Annotated in this window: 21 protein-coding genes and 1 pseudogene; 12 read left to right on the top strand and 10 right to left on the bottom strand. The window is 66.3% G+C overall.

Annotated elements, in window-relative coordinates; all coding sequences use genetic code 11:
- Positions 1-242: 242 nt before the first annotated feature.
- From QO207_RS24745 to QO207_RS24715, 7 genes are read right to left on the bottom strand one after another with little or no spacing between them, the layout of a single operon-like run.
- Positions 243-983, bottom strand: coding sequence for an SDR family NAD(P)-dependent oxidoreductase (locus QO207_RS24745; protein WP_301534908.1), 741 nt, complete (start codon positions 981-983; stop codon positions 243-245).
- A gap of 10 nt (positions 984-993) precedes the next feature.
- Positions 994-1491, bottom strand: coding sequence for an aromatic-ring-hydroxylating dioxygenase subunit beta (locus QO207_RS24740; RefSeq protein ID WP_301534907.1), 498 nt, complete (start codon positions 1489-1491; stop codon positions 994-996).
- Positions 1488-2771, bottom strand: coding sequence for an aromatic ring-hydroxylating dioxygenase subunit alpha (locus tag QO207_RS24735; RefSeq protein WP_301534906.1), 1284 nt, complete (start codon positions 2769-2771; stop codon positions 1488-1490). Before QO207_RS24735 ends, QO207_RS24740 begins: the two co-directional genes overlap by 4 nt.
- A 10-nt stretch (positions 2772-2781) precedes the next feature.
- Complete coding sequence (locus tag QO207_RS24730; RefSeq protein ID WP_301534905.1) at positions 2782-3933, bottom strand: amidase; 1152 nt, start codon at positions 3931-3933, stop codon at positions 2782-2784.
- Positions 3930-4415 (bottom strand): nuclear transport factor 2 family protein, encoded by a 486-nt coding sequence (locus tag QO207_RS24725; protein ID WP_301534956.1) that lies wholly within the window; start codon positions 4413-4415, stop codon positions 3930-3932. Before QO207_RS24725 ends, QO207_RS24730 begins: the two co-directional genes overlap by 4 nt.
- 18 nt (positions 4416-4433) lie before the next feature.
- Positions 4434-4805, bottom strand: a complete 372-nt coding sequence (locus tag QO207_RS24720) for a hypothetical protein (protein ID WP_045207771.1) — start codon at positions 4803-4805, stop codon at positions 4434-4436.
- Positions 4806-4835: 30 nt separating this feature from the next.
- A complete protein-coding gene (locus QO207_RS24715) occupies positions 4836-5987 on the bottom strand; it encodes an acyl-CoA dehydrogenase family protein (RefSeq protein WP_301534904.1) in 1152 nt (383 codons plus the stop codon).
- Positions 5988-6213: 226 nt separating this feature from the next.
- Between QO207_RS24715 and QO207_RS24710 the strand changes: the two genes are divergently transcribed.
- Positions 6214-7689 carry an ATP-binding protein gene (locus QO207_RS24710; RefSeq protein WP_301534903.1) on the top strand — a complete coding sequence of 492 codons (1476 nt, stop codon included), beginning with the start codon at positions 6214-6216 and terminating at the stop codon, positions 7687-7689.
- Positions 7690-8410: 721 nt separating this feature from the next.
- On the opposite strand, the gene panB is transcribed toward QO207_RS24710, so the two are convergent.
- Positions 8411-9241, bottom strand: coding sequence for a 3-methyl-2-oxobutanoate hydroxymethyltransferase (gene panB, locus QO207_RS24705; RefSeq protein WP_301534902.1), 831 nt, complete (start codon positions 9239-9241; stop codon positions 8411-8413).
- Positions 9242-9327: 86 nt separating this feature from the next.
- On the opposite strand from panB, the gene QO207_RS24700 reads away from it, so the two are divergent.
- From QO207_RS24700 to QO207_RS24670, 7 genes are all read left to right on the top strand, one after another.
- Positions 9328-10128, top strand: coding sequence for a helix-turn-helix domain-containing protein (locus tag QO207_RS24700; protein WP_301534901.1), 801 nt, complete (start codon positions 9328-9330; stop codon positions 10126-10128).
- 133 nt (positions 10129-10261) lie between these two features.
- Positions 10262-12592, top strand: a complete 2331-nt coding sequence (gene metE, locus QO207_RS24695) for a 5-methyltetrahydropteroyltriglutamate--homocysteine S-methyltransferase (RefSeq protein WP_301534900.1) — start codon at positions 10262-10264, stop codon at positions 12590-12592.
- Positions 12593-12811: 219 nt separating this feature from the next.
- Positions 12812-13576: a precorrin-6A synthase (deacetylating) gene (gene cobF / locus QO207_RS24690; RefSeq protein WP_301534899.1), complete on the top strand. Its 765-nt coding sequence runs from the start codon at positions 12812-12814 to the stop codon at positions 13574-13576.
- A 317-nt stretch (positions 13577-13893) separates the two neighbouring features.
- Positions 13894-14460, top strand: coding sequence for a cysteine dioxygenase family protein (locus QO207_RS24685; RefSeq protein WP_301534898.1), 567 nt, complete (start codon positions 13894-13896; stop codon positions 14458-14460).
- Positions 14461-14647: 187 nt separating this feature from the next.
- Positions 14648-16006, top strand: a complete 1359-nt coding sequence (locus QO207_RS24680; protein ID WP_301534897.1) for a glutamine synthetase family protein — start codon at positions 14648-14650, stop codon at positions 16004-16006.
- Positions 16007-16047: 41 nt separating this feature from the next.
- Complete coding sequence (locus QO207_RS24675) at positions 16048-17133, top strand: polyamine ABC transporter substrate-binding protein (RefSeq protein WP_301534896.1); 1086 nt, start codon at positions 16048-16050, stop codon at positions 17131-17133.
- Between the two features lie 14 nt (positions 17134-17147).
- The gene (locus QO207_RS24670) at positions 17148-18443 is read left to right on the top strand and encodes an FAD-binding oxidoreductase (protein WP_301534895.1); all 1296 of its coding nucleotides are present in this window, start codon (positions 17148-17150) and stop codon (positions 18441-18443) included.
- 377 nt (positions 18444-18820) lie between these two features.
- Here QO207_RS24670 and QO207_RS24665 read toward each other — a convergent pair whose 3' ends face one another.
- Positions 18821-19621 carry a helix-turn-helix domain-containing protein gene (locus QO207_RS24665; protein WP_367620488.1) on the bottom strand — a complete coding sequence of 267 codons (801 nt, stop codon included), beginning with the start codon at positions 19619-19621 and terminating at the stop codon, positions 18821-18823.
- 170 nt (positions 19622-19791) lie between these two features.
- Positions 19792-20838, bottom strand: coding sequence for an RNA methyltransferase (locus QO207_RS24660; RefSeq protein ID WP_301534893.1), 1047 nt, complete (start codon positions 20836-20838; stop codon positions 19792-19794).
- Between the two features lie 204 nt (positions 20839-21042).
- Here QO207_RS24660 and QO207_RS24655 point away from each other — a divergent pair, with 204 nt between their 5' ends.
- The 4 genes and pseudogenes from QO207_RS24655 to QO207_RS24640 form a co-directional block, all read left to right on the top strand.
- Positions 21043-21483 (top strand): hypothetical protein, encoded by a 441-nt coding sequence (locus tag QO207_RS24655; protein WP_301534892.1) that lies wholly within the window; start codon positions 21043-21045, stop codon positions 21481-21483.
- Positions 21484-21576: 93 nt separating this feature from the next.
- Entirely contained in the window at positions 21577-22719 is a 1143-nt protein-coding gene (gene ampC / locus QO207_RS24650; protein WP_301534891.1) for a class C beta-lactamase, read from the top strand.
- 347 nt (positions 22720-23066) lie between these two features.
- Positions 23067-24152, top strand: coding sequence for an MBL fold metallo-hydrolase (locus tag QO207_RS24645; RefSeq protein ID WP_301534890.1), 1086 nt, complete (start codon positions 23067-23069; stop codon positions 24150-24152).
- Positions 24153-24807: 655 nt separating this feature from the next.
- Positions 24808-25410, top strand: a pseudogene (locus tag QO207_RS24640) (alpha/beta fold hydrolase); the annotation flags it as partial.
- Between the last annotated feature and the right edge of the window lie 10 nt (positions 25411-25420).

Genomic DNA, 25420 nt, shown 5'->3' with positions numbered 1-25420 from the left:
GTTTCCTCTCTCCGATTGATTGGTTTCGGAGCAAGGGCACTGCCCTCACCCCAGCCCTCTCCCGGAGGGAGAGGGAGCAGAATGTACCGGCTGACGATGCGGTTTCATCCTGCTCCGGACGGTCCCCTCTCCCTTCGGGAGAGGGTTAGGGTGAGGGGGTCTTGAAGCCCATCACCCAAGCCAGGACCGAGCGCAGGGCGGATAACGCACAGCGTTATCCGCCGATCACTCAGCCCGAAGCCTCAGCGCATGAACAACCCACCATTGATATCCCAGCACGCGCCCGTCACCGACCCGGCGTTCTCCGCACAGAGCAGCAGCACGCTGTCGGCGATAAAGGTCGGGTCGCCCAAGCGGCCGGCGGGGATGGTCTTGAGGATCTGTTCCAAACGCTCGGGCGCCACGCTCTCGTAGACCACCGGCAAATCCAGCGGTCCCGGCGAGATGGCGTTGACGGTCACGCCCTGCCCCGAAAGTTCGCGGGCGAACACCTTGGTCAGGGTCGCCACGCCGCCCTTGGCCGCGGCGTAGTGGCCGCCGGTGGCGGTGCCGCCGTTCTGTCCGGCCAGCGAGGCGATGTTGACGATGCGGCCGAAACCACGCGCCGCGAAGTGCGTGCCAAACACCTGGCAGGCGACGAAGGTGCCGCGCAGGTTCACCGCCATGGAGGCGTCGAAATCCTCCGGGCTGATGTCCATGAGCGCAGCCACCTTCGACATCCCGGCGTTGTTCACCAGGATGTCGGTGCCGCCCCAACGCTCCGCGAGCAGCTCACGGGCGCGCTCGAAATCGGCCTTCTCCCGCGCGTCCAGCTTCAACCCGACAGCCGTGCGGCCCTCGGGGTCAAGCTCGTCGGCCAGGCGCTGCACCGCTTCTTCGTTCAGGTCGGCCAGCGCCACCCGCAGGCCGGCGGCGTGCAGGCGGCGCGCGATGACTTCACCCAGCCCGCGTGCGGCGCCGGTTACCAGGGCTACTCGTTGCATGGCGCGGCCCTCAGAGCAGGAAGCCGAGCGCGTTGAGCGCGTCTTCGGCGTTGATCAGGCGGATCACCTTGCGCTCCAGTCGCGGCTGGCCGTCGACGAAGCGGATGCGGTGGTTCAGGTCGGCAATGAACGGAGTCGCCACACCACGCTTGTAGGCGTAGAGCACCTGCGCCGAGTTCACCTCGACGAGATCGCCTGCCGCTTCCACCAGGGTGAAGCGCGAGACGGTGCGCACGGTCTTCGCCGCGTCCACCGCCGACGGCGAGTGGCCGCCGGTGAGGCGTTCGATACGCAGGGCACGCATGCGCGCGTCGTCGAAGACGTAGTTCAGGCGCGAGGCGAAGTCATCGTCCTCGCCGTCGATCGGCACCACGTAGACGCCGTCCTCGCTCCACAGCTGCGACCACTGCGCGTAGTCCTTGCGGTCGAGCAGCTCGGCTTCGCGCCAGACGAATTCGATGGCCTTGGCCAGAGGGCCGGAGAAGCCGTTCAGGGTGTCGTTGCTCATTGGCTCATCATCCTTTTCCACATCTGGTACGCCTCGCGCATGCCGCCTTCGTCGGTGGCGTGGGAGACCTTGTCACCGTTCTCGGCGACCACTTCGCGGTTCAGGCCGCGGTTGACCAGGATCGGTGCGTCGACGCCAGCGTAGGAGCCACGCTGCACGCGGTCCCAGGCCTCGGCGTCATCCGGGCTGCCGAAGCCGAACGGGCCCTGGAAGTGCTCGTGGATGCGCATGCGCTCGCGGTTGGCGATTTCCGGGCCGCCGTCCATGCCCAGCGCGACGTGGCGAATCTCGGTCTCGGTGACGGAGATCGGCCGCAGCACGCGGAAGAACGACATGGACATGGCGACGTTGGGGAACAGGTTGAGGTTGAAGCCGGCGCCGTGCAGCGAACGGACGATGCGGCGCACCTGTTCCGGCGGCATGGTTTTCGACAGTTCCTCGGTGACGTGGGCGAAGCGCTCCTGGAGCTGCTCGGTGCCGTCGTCGTGGTCGAGGTCGACGTGCTCGGGAACCATCACCATCACGCTGTGGCCGTTGCCCAGGGCGTGGGTGACCGCCTGCTTGTCGCTCATGAACGAGAGCATCTCTTCGGTCTCCTCATCCACCGAGGACATGAACGACTTGTGCACGATGGGGAAGTGGTAGCCGTCGGTGGTGTTTTCCAGCTGGATCTTCCAGTTGCCGCGGAAGGTGAACTTGTGTTCGCCCTGGGTCTTGATCGGGTAGCCGGCGCCCTGCTTCATGAACAGGTCCATCCAGTGCTTCGCCCCGCCGAGGAAGTCTTCCAGCGGCTCGATCTCGTCGTTGTAGGTGGCGAACACCATGCCGGCGTAGCTCTCGACCCGCAGGCTGGTCAGCGGCAGTTCGGACTTGTCGAGGATGTCCTCATAGCCGTCCGGATATGGCAGCGCGCGCAGCTTGCCGTCCAGCGCGTAGGACCAGCTGTGGTACGGGCAGGTGAAGCCGGTGGCGTTGCCCTTGTGCTTCTCGCACACGGTGGCGCCACGGTGGCGGCAGCGGTTCTCCAGGACGTTGATGTTGCCCTTCTTGTCGCGCACCACGATCACCGGGCGGCGACCGACGCTGGTGGTCTTGAAGTCGCCGGCGTTGCGCACTTCGCTTTCGTGGGCGACCCACACCCAGGTGCGGTAGAAGATCTTGTCCATCTCCGCTTCGAACAGCTGCGGGTCGTTGTACAGCGAAACATCGACGCGGTCGTCGCCGACCAGCTCTTCGACGCTGCGCGACCGGGCGATCAGCCGGTATTCGTGAGCGCTCATGCCCATCTCCTCATGCCGATTTCTTATGTTTTGGCGCAGGCCGCGTGGCAGCCAGGCTGTGTTCGAGTTGCGCGCCGAAGGCACACACACGTTCGTCGTCGCCCTTGCGGCCGACGATCTGCAGGCCGACTTTCAGCCCGCCGCAATCCAGGTCCACCGGCACGGTCAGCGCCGGGTGTCCGCTCAGGTTGAAAGGCCGCACCAGGGGCGTCATGCCGGCCACCGACTTGCCGTTGCGCGCATCGCTGAGCAGCGGCGGCAGGTCGGGCATGGTCGGCAGCAGGAGCACTTCGAAGTCCTCCAGCGCGGCGTCGATGGCGCGGGTGAAACCGTCGCGCACCTTCTCCGCCTCGGCGCGCTCGGCGTCGGTGGTGCGGCTGGCCAGCAGCAGGCGCTGCTCGACATCGGCACCGATCAGGCCCTTGCCGGTCAGCGCCGCGTAGGCGGCCCAGTTCTCGTGGTTGATCACCACCAGCCCGGCCTGGAAGGCCGCCTCGAACTCGCCGAGGAACAGGTGGCTGCGGCGCCAGCCGGCGCGGTCGGCGGCGGCGCCCAGGCAAGCCTGGATGTGCGGCGCCGACGGCACTTCGAGGAAGGCCACGCGGGCGCCCTCGCCCGGCAGCTGCACTTCGCCGAAGCCGGGGCAGATGACCTGCATGGCGGCGATCAGGTCGGCCATGCTGGCGGCGAACGGGCCGACGCAATCCAGGCTGCTCTGCGCCGGGTGCACGCCGTCGCGGCTGACCCGGCCGAAGGTCGGCTTCAGCCCGGCGATGCCGCAGCAGGCCGCCGGCACGCGTACCGAACCGCCGGTGTCAGTGCCCAGAGCGATGTCCGCCAGCCCCGCCGCCACGGCGGATGCGGAGCCGCTGGACGAGCCGCCCGGCACACGGTCCGGCGCCATCGGGTTGATCGGCGTGCCGGTCCAGTCATTGATGCCGGTGACGCCGAAGGCCAGTTCGTGAAGGTTGGTCTTGCCGACGATCTGCCAGCCGGCATTCAGCACGGCATCGACCACGAAGGCGTTGCGCGCGGCCGGTGCGGCGTCGGCCAGCGCGCGAGTGCCGCAACGGGTCGGGTAGCCGGCGATATCGATGCTGTCCTTGACCGCGACGCGCTTGCCGCCGCTGCCGAGGAGGAATTCGCTGACGAAAGTGCTCATGGACGGTGCTCCTCTGCACTGCCCAGCAGGCGCTGCGACAGGCGCTGGGTGCGGAAGTGGCTGATCTGCCAGCGCCCGTCGATCTCGCGGAAATCGATGTCCAGCCGCGTGCCGAACAGCTCGGTGTGGCCCTCGGCGTAGGTCGAGAGCTGCTGCATGATCCATTGCCCGCGCGCGGTGCGGCCGTCGACGCGGATCGACTCGCTGGTGAGGAAGTGCAGGTTCAGCGTGAAGTGCGGCGACGGCGGCAGGTAGCCGAAGACGAAAGCCGCAATCGCCTCGCGGCCCTGGTGATGGCCGAAGGTCTGCGCCGTGGAAGTGCCGATGCCCTCCCACACCGCGTCCTCGCTGAACAGCTCGGCCAGCTCGCTCATCGCCACCGGCGCGTGCGGCACGTCGCAGAGGTCCATGTAGCGGGCCATCAGCCGGCGCACCTGGCTTTCCCCTTCGAGGGTCTCCAGGCGGCGGTTCAGCTCGGCCATGCTCAGGCTGCTCATGGCTCAGGTCCGCGCGGCTTCGGGAATGGTCAGCGGGCGGCCGATGCGCGCCTCGACCTTGGCGTACTTCCACAGGCTGTACTCGCCCACCGGAGTGGTGCGGAACAGGTTGCAGGCGTCGATCACGGTCTGGTGGCAGTCCACGTCGGCCATGATGTAGACGGTCCAGGGCGAGGTGGTGGATGGGCCGACCATCAGGCGGTCGTCATCCAGCACGCCGAGCACGTTCATGCCCGGCAGCGCGCCGAGGTCGCCCATCATCTGCGAGAAGCCCTTCCACACGGTGATGCCTTCACCGGTGGGCAGGTCGAAGAACGGCTGGGCGATGCCGATGCAGAACAGTACGCGCAAGGGTTCGGTGGTGGGACGGGTCATGGCTCGGTCCTTAATTTTTATGAGTCGAAATCAGATGTATCCGGGGAACGGCGGCACATCGAGCAGCACCGCACCGGCGCCGTCGTACATGCCATCGCTGAGGAAGGCGTGCTGGGTGACCACCATGGCGTCGCGCAGGTAGCGCTGCAGCGGGTGGTGCATATAGATCGCGGTGGTGCCGGCCAGGGTGTAGGCACGGCGCACCACGTCGGCGCCGGCACGGGACACGTGTACGGCGGACAGGCGCAGCTGGCTGACCTGCTCCGGGCTGACCGCATCGCCGGCAAGAATGGATTCCCAGACGGTCTCGGTGGCGTCATAGAAGAAGCCGCGCGCGGCCTGCAGCTCGGCCTCGGCCTTGCCGATCTCGATGCGCACGTAGGCCCGATCACCCAGCTTGGGAGCGCCGGTCACGCCGCTGGACGACGCCATGCGGGTGATCTCGTCCAGCGCCGCGCGGGCCAGGCCGAGGTTGACCACGGCGAGCACCTGGGCGGCGTAGGCGATGGTCGGGTAGCGGTACAGCGGCTCGTCGATGTTCGATTGGCCGCCGCGAATGAAGGTCCAGTCGTCGGCGACGAAGGCGTTGTCCAGCTTCAGGTCGTGGCTGCCGGTGCCCTTGAGGCCGACCACGTTCCAGTTCTCGACGATCTCCACGTCCCTGGCGCGCAGCAGCGCGGTGCGCGGCTTGCCGCCCGGGCCACCGATGCCGATACCGACACCGAGCACGTCGGCGCCCTTGCAGCCGCTGGCGAACTTCCAGGTGCCGCTGACGCGCCAGCCGCCTTCCACCTGAGTGGCCGGCTGGATCGGGAACAGGCCGCCGGCGAACACCAGGTCCGGGCCGTCGGCATAGAGTTCGGCGAGGGTGTGGCGCGGCAGCGCGGTGAGGTAGGTGCTGGCGCTGCCGAAGCTGGCAACCCAGCCGGCGGAGCCATCGGCTTCGGCGATGCGCTCGACCAGACGGAGGAACTGCGCTGGCGGCAGCGCGTCGCCACCGAAGCACTTGGGCGTGGCGGCGCGGTAGATGCCGACGTCGCGGAAGCGCTCGATCATGTCGCGCGGCACGTGGGAGCGGGTGTCGAACTCCTCGCGGCGCTGGCGGACTTCATCCAGTACGCGCTGGAATTCGAGGGCACGGCCGTCCGCATCGAGCGGTTCGGCGAGGGCTGCACGCAGCATGGCGTCATCTCCGGTTGTTCTTGTAGGGCCGACCCGTTCGATGCGGGCCGGTCGTCGTTGGGGCCAGTGTATGAACCGCCCTGCCCGCCCAACTATTGGTGCGTGCAGCCCCACGCCTAAAGAAATCCCCTAGTCGGCGCCGGGTTACTCCGCAGTCCCTTCGCGCTACGCTGCGCGGTATAAAGACGCCACTGCCCTGCCGTCCCTGCAATCAAGAGCGATCTCGATGTTCCAGCCCCAGCCCGACGACTTCCTCGCCCTGCTCCAGGCCATGCCGCTGTGCGTGATCCTCCACGACGCGCAGACCAAGGAAATCCTCTGGGCGAACAACGCGGCCCTGGCCGTGCTCGGCTTCACCCTTGAGGAACTGGTACCGCTGAAGGCGCCGGACATGACCGCCAACGCCCCGCAGTACCGCCGCTCGGTCGGCCTGCGCTGGCTGGAAGGCGCCGCACGCACCGGCCAGCGCACCATCGAGTGGTGCTACCGCTCCAAGCAGGGCGTGGAGATTCTTTCCGAAGCCGTCGCCACCCGCGTGCACCTGCAGGAGCGCGACGTGCTGATGGTGCAGTTCCGCGATATCTCGAAGGAGAAGCAGGTCGAGCGCGATCTGCAGCGTTTCGAGAGCCGGCTGAAGGCCTTCATGCAGGACCTCGCCGAAGGCGTGGCGGTGCTGGATGCCGATGGCAACCTGCGCTTTCTCAGCGAATCCGCCCTGCCCCTGCTGGGCGGCAGCCAGGACGACTGGCTGGCGCACAACTTCCTCGGCCGCTGCGACAGCGCCACGCGCCCGCGCCTGGAGCACCACCTCGCCATGCAGCCGCCGAGCCGCGAGCCGTATTCGGTCAGCTACCAGTTGCAGCGCCTGGACGGCGAATGGCGCTGGCACCATGCGACCTGCCGCTACATCGAGATCGAGGACGACCTGGTCGGCCATCTGCTGCTGTTCCGCGACGTCACCGAGCAGGTGCGCGCAGCCCAGGCACAGCGCCAGAGCGACCAGAAACTGGAATACCTGGCGCGCTACAACGCCATGGGTGAGATGGCCCTGGCGATCGCCCACGAACTCAGCCAACCGCTGGCGGCCACGCGCAACTTCATCGAGGGCGCGCTGATCCGCCTGGACCGCGAACAGAAGACCGAAGCCTCCGCCGCCTGGGGCCTGGACAGCGCGGTGCGGCAGATCGAGCACGCCTCGCTGATCATCAAGAGCGTGCGCGAATACGTGGTGAAGCTGGAGCAGGCCGAACAGCGCATCGACCTCAACGAACTGCTCGGCGAGACCCTCTACTTCATCAGCCTCAAGGCCCAGCCAAGCAACGTCCGCGTGCAGCTGGAGCGCTGCGCCGAACCGCTGTGGGTGAGCTGCGAGAAAGTGCTGGTCGGCCAGGTGATCCTCAACCTCGCCTTCAACGCCATCGAGGAGATGCTCAACCTCCCCGAGGACCGACGCCTGTTGCGTATCCGCACTTCTCGCGAAGGGAACAGCGCGCGCCTGTCAGTCCTCGACCAGGGCCGGGGCATCGATGCCGGGGCCAAGGAACGGCTGTTCGATGGCTTCTTCACCTCCAAGGTAAGCGGCAACGGCATCGGCCTGGCACTGTGCCAGAGCATCGTCTCGCGGCATCGCGGGGATATCTGGGCGGAGAACGTCGAGCCTTGCGGGGCGATGTTCTGTTTCGAGTTGCCGTTGGCGGAGTGAGTTTTCGCCGGGCCCCTGCGCCGGCCTTGCCGGCGGTTCGCGAGCAATAACGATGGCGTCCCCCTCGCTCCTACTATGCGACGCCAAACTCCACCCGTAGGAGCGGACCCTGTCCGCGAAATCCACCACGCGGACGCGGCAGTCACAGAGATAGCCCGTCGACCATCGCCTGTTGGCGATTCGCGGAGAAGCTCCGCTCCTACAACAGCGTGCATACCGCCTTGGCTGTGGCTTTGGCTTTGCCCCTGAAGGCTTCCAGAGAAACGTCCGCGCACTCCGAATGCCCCGTTCAGGAGGCCTCGTTGAAGCGGAGTTTCAGGGGTTGAGCGACATGGATGTCGCGAGAGCGGCGATGGGCCAGGGATGGCCCCTCGACGCGTACCCCTGAAACTTCGCTTCAACGAGGGTATTTTTCGCCTAAGCGAAAAACCGGATGTCCGGGGCAAGCCTTTTGGTTACTTTTTGGGGGGCGGCCTTCCGTCGTTTGGAAAAGTAACTCGCCCGAGGGAGCGAAACCCAATACATCCGCACACGCCGAAGCGGCGCAGAATCACCTAACTACAACGCAGGGTATGTCAACGGCGGATAACGCTGGCGCTTTATGCGCCCTACTGTCTGTGCCGTGGTTTTCGCGAGCAAGCTCGCTCCCACGAAGAGCACGCCGATGTCCAACCTGTAGGAGCGAGCTTGCTCGCGAACCGCACGGCACCTCCCAGCAGGATCACACCCCACCAGCCGGCATCCCGAAACAATGCCGCCCCTGCGGAAACTCCCGCTCCCGCACCTCGCGGGCAAAGCGCTGCGCCGCCTCCGAAATCAACTCGTCCACCCGCACATACTGCTCGGCAAAGCGCGGAATCTGCTCGCCGGACAGCCCCAGCATGTCCTCCGTCACCAGCACCTGCCCGGCGCAGGCCGGTGAGGCGCCGATGCCGATCACCGGAATTTCCAGCCGCTCGCAGACCTGTCGCGCAACGGGTTCCAGCACGCCCTCCAGCACCACGCTGAACGCGCCAGCCTGCTCCACTGCCTGCGCATCGCGCAGCACCCGCTCCACGCCGGCAGCCTCCTTGCCCTGGACCTTGAAGCCGCCCAGCGCATTGACCTTCTGCGGCATCAGGCCGACATGGGCCATCACCGGAATGCCGCGCTCGACCAGGAACGCGATGGTCTCGGCCATCTCCGCGCCACCTTCGAGCTTCACCGCCTGTGCGCCGCTCTCGGCCAGCACCCGGGCGGCGGCGAGGAAGGCCTGCTGGGGCGAGGCCTGGTAGCTGGCGAATGGCAGGTCGACGACCACACAGGCGCGCAGGGAGCCGCGAACCACTGCGGCGCCATGGGCAATCATGGTGTCCAGGGTCACCGACAAGGTATGCGGCAGGCCGTACAGCACCATGCCGAGGGAGTCGCCCACCAGCAGCACATCCACATGCGGGTCGAGCAGGCGCGCCATGGGCGCGGAATAGGCGGTGAGCACCACGAGGCTGCCGGGCTCGCGGCGCTGGCGGATGTCGACGATGGACAGACGTTGTGGCTGGCGATGGACACTCATCGGGCACTTCCTCTCAGGGCTGGATTTGACCGGAGAAGACGCTACCATCGCCGCTCTATGACCCACTTCCGAAAGAGAGACAAGCTATGCCGTCAACGGGACAGGATGCTCTGGCCCTCCCCGGTTTCACCACCCTGCCGCGGCCGGTCTGGCTGCGCGCCTTCGACATGCCCGCCGGGCATCGCGTGGAGCCGCACTCCCATCCCTGGGGCCAACTGATGTACGCCGCCAGCGGCGTGCTGGAGACCACCACCGAAAACCATGCCTGCGTGGTCCCACCGCGCCGGGCGATGTGGCTGCCAGCCGGGGTCCTGCACAGCGTGCGGGCGCGCACGCTGGTGGTACACCGCAGCTTCTACGTCGCTCCCGAGCTGGTCGTCGGCATGGGGCCGTGCCGCGTGCTGGAAATCTCGCCGCTGCTGGACAACCTCATCCAGCGCGCCAGCGAGCTGCCCCGCGACTACCCGGACGAAGGCCCCGAGGCCCGGCTCATGCAGGTGCTGGTGGACGAGCTGCACAACGCGCCGGACTCCGGGTTGGCCCTGCCGCTGCCACGGGACCCACGCCTGCGCCGGGTGACCGATCACCTGCAGGAAAACCCCGGCGAGCGCCTGGGTATCGAGGACTGGGCGCAGCAGGTGGGCGCCTCGCGGCGCACCCTGGCGCGGTTGTTCCGCGACGAGACCGGGCTGTCCTTCCGCGAATGGCGCGAGCGCGTGCGCCTGCTGGCGGCGCTGCCGCGGCTGGAGCGCGGCGAGTCGGTGACGCTGATCGCCGGTGACCTCGGCTACGAGTCCACCTCGGCCTTCATCGAGCTGTTCCAGCGCCGCCTGCATACCTCTCCCGGCGCCCTGGCGCGGCAGATGCGCGAAGTGGCGGGCCACTGACCGGCTGGACGAAGCGAACCTGGCCGGCCGCCAACATGAACATTCCTTATGTTCATCACAAGAACATTGAGTTTGTCTCATGAAGCCGTGCACCGGAGAATTTCGCCATCGTTGATTCAATGGAGAGATTCACATGGCATTGGCACACAACCTCGGCTTCCCCCGCATCGGCCGCGACCGCGAGCTGAAGAAGGCCCAGGAAGCCTTCTGGAAGGGCGAACTGGACGAAGCCGGCCTGCGCGCCGTTGGCCGCGAGCTGCGCGCCAATCACTGGCAGGTACAGAAGAACGCCGGCATCGACCTGCTGCCGGTTGGCGACTTCGCCTGGTACGACCAGGTGCTGACCCACTCGCTGACCTTCGGCGTGATCCCCGAGCGCTTCCGTGGTCACGACAATGCCAAGCCGACCCTGCAGACCCTGTTCGCCATGGCGCGGGGCGCTGTTGGAAACAAGAGCGGTGATAGTTGCTGTGGCGGTGCGCACGCCCAGCCCCTTCTCGCACAAGAGCTAACCAAGTGGTTCGACACCAACTACCACTACCTGGTCCCGGAGTTCAGCGCCGACCAGCAGTTCGAACTGAGCTGGGAACAGCTGTTCGAGGAAGTCGAGGAAGCCCACGCCCTCGGTCATGCGGTGAAGCCGGTGGTGATCGGTCCGCTGACCTACCTCTGGCTGGGCAAGGCCAAGGGCAGCGACTTTGACAAACTCGACCTGGTCGAGCGCCTGCTGCCGCTCTACGGGCAGATCTTCCGCCGCCTCGCCGCACAGGGAGTGGAGTGGGTGCAGATCGACGAGCCGATCCTGGTCCTCGACCTGCCGCAGGCGTGGAAGAACGCCTTCGAGCGCGTCTACAACCTGCTGCAGAGCGAGCCGCTGAAGAAGCTGGTGGCCACCTACTTCGGCGGCCTGGAAGACAACCTCGGCCTCGCCTCCAGCCTGCCGGTGGATGGCCTGCACATCGACCTGGTGCGCGCCCCGGAACAGTTCCCGAGCATCCTCGACCGACTGCCGGCCTACAAGATCGTGTCGCTGGGCGTGGTGAACGGTCGCAACGTCTGGCGTTGCGACCTGGAGAAGGCGCTGGAAGTGGTCCGCCATGCCCACGAACGCCTTGGCGAGCGCCTGTGGGTTGCGCCGTCCTGCTCGCTGCTGCACAGCCCGGTGGACCTGGAGCGTGAAGACAAGCTCGACGCCGAGCTGAAAAGCTGGCTGGCCTTCGCCGTGCAGAAGTGCGCCGAAGTGGCCGTACTGGCCCGCGCCGTCAATCAGCCCGAAGCGCCGGAAGTCCTGGCTGCGCTGGAGCTGAGCCGCACCGTACAGGCCAGCCGTGCCGCCTCGCCGCGCATCCACAAATCCGCCGTGCAAGCGCGCCTGGCGGCCATCAAGCCGGCGGACAGCCAGCGCCATTCGGCCTTCGCCGAGCGCATCGCCAAGCAGCGCGCCGGACTGGACCTGCCGGACTTCCCCACCACCACCATCGGCTCCTTCCCGCAGACCGCGTCGATCCGCCTGGCGCGCCAGTCGTTCAAGCAGGGCAAGCTGAGCGAGGCCGCGTACACCGAGGCCATGCACAGCGAAATCCGGCATGCCGTGCAGATACAGGAGCAACTGGGCCTGGACGTGCTGGTGCATGGCGAAGCCGAGCGCAACGACATGGTCGAGTACTTCGCCGAGCAGCTCGACGGCTACGTCTTCACCCGCTTCGGCTGGGTGCAGAGCTACGGTTCACGCTGCGTCAAACCGGCGGTGATCTACGGCGACCTGAGCCGCCCGAAGGCCATGACCGTGGAGTGGATCAAGTACGCCCAGAGCCTCACCGGCAAGGTGATGAAGGGCATGCTGACCGGCCCGGTGACCATGCTGATGTGGTCCTTCCCGCGCGAGGACGTGAGCCGCGAAGTGCAGGCCCGCCAGCTCGCCCTGGCGATCCGCGACGAAGTGGTGGACCTGGAAGCGGCCGGCATCAGGATCGTGCAGATCGACGAAGCGGCCTTCCGCGAGGGCCTGCCGCTGCGCCAGAGCGCCTGGGGGCAGTACCTGGACTGGGCGACCGAGTCCTTCCGCCTGTGCGCCTCCGGCGTGCGTGACGAAACCCAGATCCACACCCACATGTGCTACAGCGAGTTCAACGACGTGATCGAGTCCATCGCCGCCATGGATGCCGACGTGATCACCATCGAGACCTCGCGTTCGGACATGGAGCTGCTGGAGGCCTTCGAGAAGTTCGAGTACCCCAACGAGATCGGCCCGGGCGTCTACGACATCCACTCGCCGCGCGTGCCGAGCAAGGACGAGATGGTCAAGCTGCTGCGCAAGGCCGCCAGGCGCATCCCTGCCGAGCGCCTGTGGGTCAACCCGGACTGCGGCCTGAAGACCCGCGCCTGGCCGGAGACCGAAGCCGCCCTGGTCAACATGGTCGCGGCGGCCCGCGAGCTGCGCCGGGATGTCGCGCTGCTGAGCTGAACACCGGTCGATGGCGCCCATAGGGCGCTATTTGTAGGATGGCGTGGAGCGCAGCGATACCCATCAATAAACGCCGCACGGACTGAACGTAGTTCGTAGGGCGCATAACGCCCCAGGCGTTATCCGCCATGGCGGATAACGCGTCGATCCGACAGATGAGCGCCGCGCCGGACAGGCGTAGTCTTGGTGCCCCTCGAACCATGGAATGCAGGACCCGACATGAAACAGCTGCTCATCATCGGCATCGGCGCCGGCGACCCGGAGTACCTGACCGTCCAGGCGATCAACGCGATGAATCGCGCCGACGTGTTCTTCCTGCTGGACAAAGGCAGCAGCAAGGACAAGCTGATCCAGCTGCGCCGGGACATCCTGCAGCGCTACATCCCGCACACCGACTACCGCATCGTCGAAGCCGACAGCCCCGAGCGCGTGCGCGAAGGCGACTACACCGGTCAGGTGCACGACCTCAACCACGCCAAACAGCAGGTGTTCGAGCGGTTGATCGCCGATGAGCTGGAAGACGGCCAGTGCGGCGCCTTCCTGGTCTGGGGCGACCCGTCGCTGTACGACAGCACCCTGCGCATCCTCGAAGCGGTGCTACATGAGGGCCGCGTGAGCTTTGAATACCAGGTGATCCCCGGCATCACCAGCGTGCAAGCCCTGGCCGCGCGCCACAAGGTGCCGCTGAACACCATTGGCCAGTCGGTGCAGATCACCACCGGGCGGCGCCTCGCCGAAGGTTTTCCGCCGAACGCGCAAAGCGTCGTGGTGATGCTCGACGCCGAGGACACGTACCGCCAATTGGACGACCCTGAACTGGAAATCTACTGGGGCGCCTACGTCGGCACGCCGGACGAGATCCTGCGCAGCGGCCGCCTCAGTGAGGTGGGCGAGGAAATCCAGCGCGTGCGCAGCGCAGCCCGCGAGGCCAATGGCTGGATCATGGATACCTACCTGTTGCGGCGCGGCGGCAAGGACGCCTGAGCTGCTTTTCGTCGCAATGGCGGATAACCCGTGCCGAGTTATGCGCCCTACGGCATTGCAGCAACCGACAAGCATCGCGGACGGAGTCCGCTCCTACGCCACCGGTCAGGTCGGTGCTGTCTGTAGGAGCGAGCTTGCTCGCGAACCACTCGCCGCCACGCCCGATTGATTCCCGTAGGGCAACCCCGGCAAAAGCAGCTAGAGTGATTGCCGTTGTGTAGCGACTGCTGCTGTCTCACTGCTGCGACAACCGGCGGCGCCACGCGCAGGCCGGGCGGTGGATTCAGTCATGGACGAGCCCTCGGAGCGCACCGCAGATGCCCAACGCCATCCTTTCCCGCTTCATCGACCAGGCCACGAAACTCAGCCGGCAGGAGTCCGAACCCTGCCAGTGCGTGGCCACGCTGGCGCCCTTCATGATGGAACTGCTGGCCCACGCCGGCGAATTCCTCGAACCGCAGCACTACCAGAGCGACCCTGAGCATTACGCGCGCAACCTGGTCTACCAGGCGCCGGACGACAACCTGTCGCTCTACGCGCTGGTCTGGTCGCCGGGCCAGTGGACGCCGGTGCACGACCACGGCAGCTGGGGCGTGGTCGGCATAGTCGAGGGCGTGCTGGAGGAGCGCAGCTACGTCTGCCTGTCCGCTGATCGTCATCGCGACGAGGGCATCGAACTGGTCAAGGGCGGCATGATCCTGCTACCGCCCGGCGCGGTCACCAGCTTCGTGCCCAACCCGGACCACATTCACGTCACCGGCGTCCCCGCCGAACGTTCGCGCGCCGTGAGCCTGCACCTCTATGGGCGGATGATGAACAACTACCACATCTACGACGTCGCGGCCGGAACCCGGCAGTTCGTCGAGGTCGAGCACAACAACTGATCCCCGGCGGCCGCCCTGCCCGCCCTTCATCCCCGCGATCGACGATAACGCCCGAGCAAGGCGCAGCATCGCCATGCGTGCGGAAAGTGGATAGAACGTCGCACCCCTCTCCCCCGACACTAGCCTCGCTGGCAGCAAGACGCTGCACGTGCACCCATTACAAATCCAAAAAGACCCCGAGGCTTGTATGACCACCCCCGCCGAGCRACTGGAGCAACGGCTGAAGCAACAGAAAATCACCGAAGTCGAATGCGTGGTGAGCGACCTCACCGGCATCGCCCGCGGCAAGATTTCCCCCACCAACAAGTTCCTCGGCGAAGGGGGCATGCGACTCCCCGAAAGTGTCCTGCTGCAGACCGTCACCGGCGATTTCGTCGATGACGACATCTACTACGACCTGCTCGACGAAGCGGACATCGACATGGTCTGCAAGCCCGACCCGGACGCCATCTACCTGGTGCCCTGGGCGCTGGAACCGACCGCAATGGTCATCCACGACACCTTCGACAAGGTCGGCAACCCCATCGAACTGTCGCCGCGCAACGTGCTCAAGCGCGTGCTCAAGCTCTACGCCGACAAGGGCTGGAGCCCGGTGGTGGCACCGGAGATGGAGTTCTACCTGACCAAGCGCAGCAGCGACCCGGACTTCCCGCTGGAAGCCCCCGTGGGCCGTTCCGGTCGCCCGGAAAGCGGCCGCCAGAGCTTCTCCATCGACGCCGCCAACGAATTCGACCCGCTGTTCGAAGACGTCTACGACTGGTGCGAACTGCAGGGCCTGGATCTCGACACGCTGATCCACGAAGACGGCCCGGCGCAGATGGAAATCAACTTCCGTCACGGCGACGCGCTGAGCCTGGCCGACCAGATCATCGTGTTCAAGCGCACCATGCGCGAAGCCGCGCTCAAGCATGACGTCAGCGCCACCTTCATGGCCAAGCCGATCACCGACGAGCCCGGCAGCGCCATGCACATCCACCAGAGCGTGCTGGACATCGCCACCGGCAAGAACATCTTCGCCGCTGAAGACGGCTCCATGAGCCAGCTGTTCCTGCACTACATCGGCGGCCTGCAGAAGTACATTCCGAAAGTGCTGCCGATGTTCGCGCCCAACGTGAACTCCTTCCGCCGCTTCCTTCCCGACACCTCCGCACCGGTGAACGTTGAGTGGGGCGAAGAGAACCGCACCGTGGGCCTGCGCGTCCCCTCCGCCCCGCCGGTGGCCATGCGCGTGGAAAACCGCCTGCCGGGTGCCGATGCCAACCCGTACCTGGCACTGGCTGCCAGCCTGCTCTGCGGTTACCTGGGCATGATCGAGCAGATCAACCCCAGCGCCGCCGTCCAGGGCCGTGCCTACGAGCGCCGCAACCTGCGCCTGCCGATCACCATCGAGGACGCCCTGCAGCAGATGGAAGACTGCGCCGTGCTCAAGGAATTCCTCGGCGAGAAATTCGTCCAGGGCTACGTGGCGGTCAAGCGCACCGAGCACGAGAACTTCAAGCGGGTGATCAGCTCCTGGGAGCGTGAGTTCCTCCTGCTGAGCGTCTGATTCCGCGTCACCGACTTCACAACAACAATTCGGGAGTCCCCATGAGACTGCTGCGCACCCTTGCGCCCTTCGCCCTGGCAGCCCTTGCCTCGGCCGCACACGCTGCACCGACGGTCAGCATCTACAACTGGACCGACTACATCGCTCCGGACACCCTCGCCGGTTTCCAGAAGACCACCGGGATCAAGCCGGTCTACGACGTCTTCGACTCCAACGAGACCCTGGAAGGCAAGCTGCTGGCCGGTCGCTCCGGCTACGACGTGGTGGTGCCGTCCAACCACTTCCTGACCCGCCAGGTTCAGGCCGGCGTGTTCCTCGAACTCGACCGCAGCAAGCTGCCGAACTGGAAGCACCTGGACCCGGTACTGCTCAAGCTGCTGGAACAGAACGACCCCGGCAACAAGCACTCGGTGCCCTACCTGTGGGGCACCAACGGCATCGGCTACAACGTCGCCAAGGTCAAGCAGGTGCTGGGCGTCGACAAGATCGACTCCTGGTCGGTGCTGTTCGAGCCGGAGAACATCAAGAAGCTCCAGGCGTGCGGCGTCGCGTTCATGGACTCGCCCGACGAGATGATCCCCTCGGTGCTCAACTACCTGGGGCTGGACCCCAACAGCACCAACCCGGAGGACTATCCCAAGGCCGAGGCGAAGCTGGTGGCGGTGCGTCCGTACGTCACCTATTTCCACTCCTCCAAGTACATCTCGGACCTGGCCAACGGCAACATCTGCGTGGCCTTCGGCTACTCCGGCGACGTGTTCCAGGCCGCCGCCCGCGCCAAGGAAGCCAAGAACGGCATCGAGATCGCCTACAGCATTCCCAAGGAAGGCGCGAACCTGTGGTTCGACCTGATGGCGATTCCGTCCGATGCCGGTCACCCGGAACAGGCCCTGGCGTTCATCAACTACGTCCTCGATCCGAAGGTGATCGCCGGCATCAGCGAGTACGTCGGCTACCCCAGCGCCAACGCTGACGCCAAGACCCTGCTGCCCGAGGAAATGCAGAACAACCCCGAGGTCTACCCGAGCCAGGCCGTGCTCGACAAGCTGTACATCGCCAAGGCGCCGCCGCCCAAGATCATGCGCCTGATGACCCGCAGCTGGAGCAAGATCAAGTTCAACCAATGAAACGAGAAAGCGCCATGAAGCACACCGAGGAGCACGCCGCGTCCTATTACGCCGCGACCGCCCGCGACCCTCAGCAGTACCCTTCCCTCGCGGGAGATGTGCGTGCGGACGTCTGCGTGATCGGCGGCGGCTTCACCGGCGTGAACGCAGCCCTGGAGCTGGCCCGTCGCGGCCACTCCGTGGTGCTGCTGGAGGCCCGGCGCATTGGCTGGGGCGCCAGTGGGCGAAATGGCGGGCAACTGATCCGTGGCATCGGCCACGACGTCAGCGGCTTCGCCAAGTACGTCGGTGAAGACGGTGTGCGCTACCTGGAGCAGGCGGGTGTCGATTCGGTGGCCCTGGTCGCCGAGCGCATCGCCGAACTGGGTATCGAGTGCGACCTGCGCTGGGGCTTCTGCGAACTGGCCAATACCCCGGCGCAATACGCCGCCATGGTCCGCGAGCAGGAGTCGCTGAGCACTTCGGACTACCCCCACGAGACGCGTCTGGTACCGCCGGAGCGCATGCGCGAAGTGGTTGCCAGCGACCTCTACGCCGGCGGGCACATCGACATGGGGTCGGGCCACCTGCACCCGCTCGATCTGGTGAAGGGCGAAGCCCGCGCGGCCAAGACCTTTGGCGCGCAGATCTTCGAGCAGAGCCCGGTGCTGCGCATCGAGCATGGCACGACCGCCGTCGTTCACTGCGCCCAGGGCCGCGTGCTGGCGAACACCCTGGTGCTCGGCTGTAACGCGCACTTGGAAGAGCTGGAGCCCAAGCTGACTGGCAAGGTTCTGCCCGCCGGCAGCTACGTGGTGGCCACCGAACCGCTGTCCGAGGAAGTGGCGGCGCAGCTGATCCCGCAGAACATGGCGCTGTGCGACCAGAAGGTGGGGCTGGACTACTACCGCCTGACGGCCGACCGCCGCCTGCTGTTCGGCGGCGCCTGCCACTACTCCGGGCGCGACCCGGCGGATATCGGCGCCTACATGCGGCCGAAGGTGCTCAAGGTGTTCCCGCAGCTGGAACAGGTGAAGCTCGACTACCAGTGGGGCGGCATGATTGGCATCACCGCCAATCGCTTCCCCCAGGTCGGCCGGCTGAAGAGTCACCCGAACGTGTATTTCGCCCAGGGCTATTCCGGCCACGGGCTGAACGTCACGCACTGGTCGGCCAAGCTGCTCGCCGAAGCCATCCACCAGGGCGAAAGCAAGGGGCTGGACCTGTTCAGCGCCGTGCCGCACCTGACCTTCCCCGGCGGCAAGCTGCTGCGCTCGCCGCTGCTGGCGCTGGGCATGGCCTGGTATCGGGTGCGGGAGTTGCTGGGCTGATCGGCGTACCACCCGGCATCGGCGTTGTCGGAGGCCAATCGCGGACGGAGTCCGCTCCTACGCAACCGGCTAGCGTAGGAGCGGACTTTGTCCGCGATGTCTCACCGCCCGCTCCGTCCCACGCGATACGCGCCCGCATCCTTGAAAATCACTCGTCCCGTAGGGCGCATAACCCGGAACGGGTTATCCGCCGCAATGGCGGATAACGCCATAGGCGTCATGCGCCCTACGTGCTGAATCGGTGCCAAGCTTGCTCGCGAACCGCACAACGCCAGACGGCAACAGAGGCACACCCGCCAATCGCCCCCTCAGAAGCCGATGGGTATCGCTGCGCTCCACGCCATCCTACGGTTCTGCCCCGGCAGCAGTGGGCAATCTCAGCCCCGCCCACCCTGCCGCGCGGTGATCTTCGGGTACTCGCCGAACAGCGCGAAATACGACTGGGAGAACCGCCCCAGGTGCCAGAACGACCACTTCATCGCCACCTCGGCGACGGTCATACCGGACTCGGCGGCGGCCAGCAGGTCGCGACGGGCGGCATTCAGGCGGCGGTTGCGCAGCCAGACGATGGGCGGGATGCCGGCGTAATGCAGGAAGGATTGCTGCAGCGAGCGCGGCGACACTCCCACCCGCGCCGCCAGGTCGGCCATGCCGAAGGGCTCCTCGGGGCAATCGTTGACCACTTCCTTGACCCGCTGCACCACGCGCTTGGCCTGGACGATGGAGCGCGCGCGGCGCTCCTCTTCCAGCGGCGCCTCGCAGAGCAGCGAGAAACAGTGGGAGACGATGCTCTGCGCCATCCCCGGCGCATCCATCGGGTCATCACCGGACGAAGCACCGGTCAGCAGGTTGCTCAGGGAAGTCGCCACCGAGCGACAATGGCCCGAGCGCAGCGGCGTCAGCACCAGCTCGGAGAAAGCCTCCGCCGGCTGGCCCCAGGTCGCCGCTTCCTTGATCACCACCGCCACCTCGCGGTAGTTCTCGGGGGTCACCCAGGCGTTGCGGGTCTCGCCGTCGAGCAGGTAGAGCGCGTTGTCGGACATGTCGAAGCTGAACACCAGGGCGCCGGGCGGAGCGTGGAATTCCTGCTCCACCCGCAGGTTCATCTGCTCCTCGTAGAGCTCGATACCCTCGGCCTCGGCATGCAGGATACGCCCGGAGAAACGCCCGGCAGACATCTGCGTGTACTGCTGCTCCCAACCCGGAATGGCTATTCGCTGCTGATCAACTTCTTGTGCTTCGACAACCCGGAACGCCATACCCAGCCCTGCTGGTTCTTTCAGATGCGGCAGGCTAACAACCGGCGCAATACCTGTGCAAGATCTCGAACAGCCAAGGCGAGCAGTAATTACTCGCTCAGACGAGAAATCCGCCGACCGGACGTGGCGATCAGCTCGGTGGCCCGCGCGCGCAGCTGGCCGCAGCCGCCGTCGACGTCCTGGCCGGCGCTGTTGCGCACCTTGGTCAGCACGCCGCGACTGTGCAGGTAGCGGACCATTTCGACGATGCGCTCGGCATCCGGGCGCTGGTACTGGTCGCCTTCCAGGGCATTGAAGGGGATCAGGTTGAGCACGCCGAACTTGCCCTTGAGCAGACGCAGGATGCCGTCGAGTTCTTCCTGGCTGTCGTTGATGCCCTTGAGCAGCGTCCACTGGTACTGGATCGGGTAGTCGGTGGCGCGGGCGTAGGCCTCGCCCAGCTCCACCAGCTCCTCGGGCGTGAGCCTGGGCGCGCGCGGCAGCAGGTGCTCGCGCAGCTCGGCGTTGCTGGTGTGCAGCGACAGCGCCAGGGCCGGCTTGATCCGCTGCTGCGGCAGGCGCTCGAACACACGCGGGTCGCCGACCGTGGAGAACACCAGGTTCTTGTGGCCGATGCCGCCGTCGGTGCCGAGGCGGTCGATGGTTTCCAGCACGTTGTCGAGGTTGTGCGCCGGCTCGCCCATGCCCATGAACACCACTTTCTTCACCGGTCGCAGCCGGCGCGCGAGCACCAGCTGGGCAACGATCTCGGTGGTGGAAAGCTGGCGCAGCAGGCCGCTCTTGCCGGTCATGCAGAAACGGCAACCGACGGCGCAACCGACCTGGGTGGAAACACACACTCCGCCGCGCGGCAGCAGCACGCTCTCGACCATCTGCCCATCGGCCAGGCGCACCAGCAGGCGCTCGGAGTTATCGCCGCCGGGGTGACGCGAGTGCAGGGTCGCCAGGGCATCCAGCTCGGCGGCGATCTGCGCCACGCCGTTGCGCACGCTCAGCGGCAGGAAATCCTCGGTGGCCTGGCGCTTGGTGCCGGCATCCAGCGGCCGGCCCTGGAGCCACGCACGCAGCATCCGCGCGCGGTGCATGGGCAGCGCGCCAAGGTCGGCAAGGCGTTGGTCGAGGTCGTGGAGTTGCATGGGGCGCGAATCCTACCACCGCCGTGCGCGCGGGCGTAGCGCTGCCGGTCGCCCGTCATCGCGCCGAGCGCAATTACCCGTCCCAGAGCTGTCGCGGCGACTTTTGAGACTCGTCTTATTCAGCCGCCGCGAACCCTCGACTTACAGTGCCGCCGCCCCGCTGCTCATCCATGGGTGGCGGGCCTTTGCATACAAGGAGTAAGCATGAAGAAGTTCCTGAGCGCCGCCGCGCTGGTTTCCACCGCGATCCTCGCCACCGGCTGCACCAGCTACAACGTCAGCCAGCCGATCGCCCCGGTCGCCGGCGCGGTGAAGACCGACCTTAAGGCCGACGTCGCCGTCGGCGGCCCGATCACCGGCGAATCGCAGGTCAACATCCTGTTCGGCTTCATCAAGTTCGGTGGCGACAGCCAGTTCGCCGATGGCGTGACCTACGGCGCCGAAAGCGGCTCGGGCATGAGCCTGGCCGCCTTCGACCCGGTGTCCTCGGTCAAGGCCGCAGCCGCCTACAAGGCCGTGAAAAGCTCCGGCTCCGACCTGATCGTCGCGCCGCGCTACGAAGTGAACGTGCAGGACTACTTCATCTTCAAGAAGGTCGACGTCAAGGTCACCGGCAACAAGGGCAGCATCAACAACATTCGTTGATACAGCTTGGCGGGGTGCAATGCCCCGCCTTCCGCTGGAGCGACGGCCGCCGCGGTGCTAGGGTCAGCCCTTTGCACTGCCCAGGAAGTCGTCATGCTCCGGACCGCCCCGCTCGCCATTGCCACCCTTTCCCTGCTCGTCGGCAGTCTCGCCCAGGCCGCGCCGCCGGACTTCGACGCCAAGGTGAACAAGCTCGCCCAGCAGGTGATGCGCGACAATGGCATCGCCGGGCTTGCCATTGGCGTCACCGACCATGGCCAGCAATATTTCTACAACTTCGGCGTGGCCTCGAAGCAGCCGAAACAGCCGGTGAGCAGCGACACGCTGTTCGAGATCGGCTCGGTGAGCAAGACCTTCACCGCTACCCTGGCCGGCTTCGCCCAGGCCGCCGGCAAGCTCAAACTCGAAGACAGCCCGACGCGCTACATGAAGGAGCTGCGCGGCAGCGCGCTGGACAAGGTGACCCTGATCCATCTCGCCACCCACACGGCCGGCGGTTTCCCGCTGCAATTGCCCGACGAGGTGAAGACGCCGAAGCAGCTCACCGCCTACTACAAGGGCTGGCAACCGCAGTATCCCGCCGGCACCCAGCGCACCTACGCCAACCCCAGCATCGGCCTGCTCGGCTTCGCCACCGCGCGAGCCCTCGACCTTCCGTTCGCCACTGCGATGCAGCGCAACGTGTTCGCACCCATGGGGCTGAGCAATACGCATATCGAAGTGCCGGTGACGCGCCAGGCCATCTACGCCCAGGGGTATGACAAGAACGACGCGCCGGTGCGGGTCAACCCCGACCTTGTTGCCGACGAGGCCTACGGCGTGAAGACCAGCAGCCGCGACCTGCTGCGCTATGTGCAGGTGCAGCTGGGCGAGGTCAAGCTTGGCGCCAAGCTGCAGGCGGCCGTCGATGCCACGCGGGTTGGCTACTACAAGGTCGGGCCGATGACCCAGGACCTGGTCTGGGAACAGTACGCCTACCCGCCCAAGCTGGCGGAGCTGCAGCAGTACAACGGCGCGCAGATGATCCAGGGCAACCAGGAGGTCAGCGCCATCCGCCCGCCACTCAAGCCGCAGCAGGATGTCTGGGTGAACAAGACCGGCGCCACCGGTGGCTTCGGCGCCTACGTCGCGTTCGTGCCGGGCAAGCAGCGCGGCATCGTCATCCTCGCCAACCGTAATTATCCCAATGAAGTGCGGGTGAAGCTGGCATGGGACATTCTCTCCAAGCTGGATTGAGCCGCAGGTCCACTTCTGCGCTTCGCGTCGCGCCCGAACGTAGGGCGCATGACGCCTCGGGCGTTATCCGCCAGAACGGCGGATAACCCGTTCCGGGTTATCCGCCCTACGTATCTGACGCCGCCTTCTCCCGTGGCGTAGGAGCGGACTCCGTCCGCGATGATTTCCGGCGTGATGCGGACCGATCGCGGACGAAGTCCGCTCCTACGTATAGATCAGCAGCGGCGTGAGCCTGCAGGCTGTATCGATCTCGGTGATGTTCTGAATCAAAATGCCGGTAATGATCCCTGGCCACGGAAGCGGTAGCGTGTTTCCCTGACGCAATCCGCCACCAGAGGATCAGTGCCTTGCCCCGTCTCCCACTGCAACGCGCGCCCATCGGCGACTACAGCCACTCGCCGCAATCGCGCGGCGGCCGCTTCCACAACCTCACCCCGCGCTCGCCCGACATGCCGGAGCCGAGCGCCAGGGTGCTGTGGGATGTGATCTTCAACAAACCGAAAAATACCGTGCCGCGCGCACCGGTGCCGGTGCGCACGCTGAGCCGCGAGGAACTGGACTACGCGCCGGACCGCAGTCTCTATCGCCTTGGCCACTCGACCCTGCTGCTCAAGCTGCGCGGCGGCTGGTGGCTGACCGACCCGGTGTTCTCCGAGCGCGCCTCGCCGTTCAGCTTCGCCGGGCCCAAGCGCTTCCACGCGCCGCCGATCGCCGTGCAGGACCTGCCGCCGATTCGCGGGGTGATCCTCTCCCACGACCACTACGACCATCTGGACCGCGCCACCATCGCGGTGCTCGCCGAGCGCGCGGAAGTCTTCCTCGCCCCGCTGGGCGTGGGCGACCGCCTGCTCGACTGGGGCGTGCCGGCGGAGAAGGTACGCCAGCTGGACTGGTGGCAGAGCACCACGGTGGACGGCCTGTGCCTGACCGCCACCCCGGCGCAACACTTCTCCGGGCGCGGCGTGCGCGATGGCAACCGCACCCTGTGGTGTTCCTGGGTAATCGAGGACGACAGCCTGCGGGTGTTCTTCAGCGGCGACACCGGCTACTTCGACGGCTTCGCCGAAATCGGCCGGCGCTTCGGCGGCTTCGACCTGACGCTGATGGAAACCGGTGCCTACAACGAGAGCTGGCCCTACGTGCACATGCACCCGCAACAGACCGTGCAGGCCCACCGCGACCTCAACGGCCGCTGGCTGCTGCCGATCCACAACGGCACCTTCGACCTGGCCATGCATGCCTGGTACGAACCCTTCGAACGGGTGCTGGAGATTGCCGGCGAACACGGCCTGGCGGTGACCACACCGATGATGGGCGAACGTATCGACATCGACTCGCCGCACCAGGGCGAACGCTGGTGGCGCGGCGTGGTGGCCGAGGAAGCCCGCGCACCGGCGCCGCGTTGCGGCTGCCGTACCGCCCGCGAGAGCTGACGCCGAGCCTCTCTTGTAGGAGCGAGCTTGCTCGCGAACAGCCCAGCTGCGATGCCAAGCGGTTCGCGAGCAAGCTCGCTCCTACAGCTCAATCATGGCCTCGGAGGTAGGAGCGGACCTTGTCCGCGAATCCTCCCGGCTAACTACCCGCCTACCGTCGGATCGCGGAGAAGCTCCGCTCCTACCAGGCCAGCCCTTCATCGATGATTTGAAGGACACTCCCACGTAGGGCGCATAACGCCCACGGCGTTATCCGCCAAGGCGGCGGATAACCCGTTCCGGGTTATGCGCCCTACGTTGCGACAACGTCCAAGGCAACCGGCGAGCGTGGAAGCAGGATGGCGTGGAGCACAGCGATACCCATCAATTCGGCATCGCGCGAAGGCTTCGGCAGGCCGCAGGGCGTACAACCGTTGGCGGTTGTACGCCGCGTCACTACGACACTGCTGCAAAGCCGGACAGGTGCAGAACCACCCATCGGCAAGGAATTCAAAAAAGACGGCCGGACCCGATGTGAGCACTGCCGGGACAGCTCCGGCCGCAAGTCGTCATCATCCCCGCCCAGCCTTAAGGCTTCCTTAGCAGACGCCAACATGGCCTTGCGCGGTGATCGGCAATACCATGGCCGGCGTCCCGCACTGTACTGGAGAGCCGCATGCCGTCTGCCGTCGTCACCCGCGAACACTGGATCAACAGCCACCAGGGCCGCCTGTTCGCCCAGGACTGGACGCCCGCCGCAGCCCACGGCGAGCCGATCCTGCTGCTGCACGATTCGCTGGGCTGCGTAACCTTGTGGCGCGACTTCCCGGAGCAGCTCGCGCGCCACACCGGCCGCCAGGTGATCGCCTATGACCGCCTCGGCTTCGGCCGCTCCGATCCCTATCCCGACGCCCTGCCCCTGGACTTCATCGAGGAGGAGGCCCGCGACAGCTTCCCGCTGCTGCAGGCGCACTTCGACTTCGAGCACTGCATACCCTTCGGCCACAGCGTCGGCGGCGCCATGGCAGTAACCTGCGCGGCCCGGCATCCGCAGGCCTGCGCGGCGCTGATCACCGAATCGGCCCAGGCCTTCGTCGAGCAGCGCACCCGCGACGGCATCCGCGCCGCCGAGCAGGAATTCGCCCGCGAGGGCCAACTGGAACGCCTGCAGAAATACCACGGCGACAAAGCCTTCTGGGTGCTGCGCGCCTGGGTCGATACCTGGCTGTCCGACGAGTTCAGTGACTGGACCCTGGACGCACAACTCAAGCAGGTGAAATGGTGAAATG

Origin of the sequence: Pseudomonas sp. CAN1 (assembly GCF_030462585.1) — a bacterium.
In the GTDB taxonomy this organism is placed as follows: Bacteria; Pseudomonadota; Gammaproteobacteria; order Pseudomonadales; family Pseudomonadaceae; genus Pseudomonas.
Note: the sequence above shows the minus strand (reverse complement) of the source record. Positions and strands in the feature narration are given on the sequence as shown.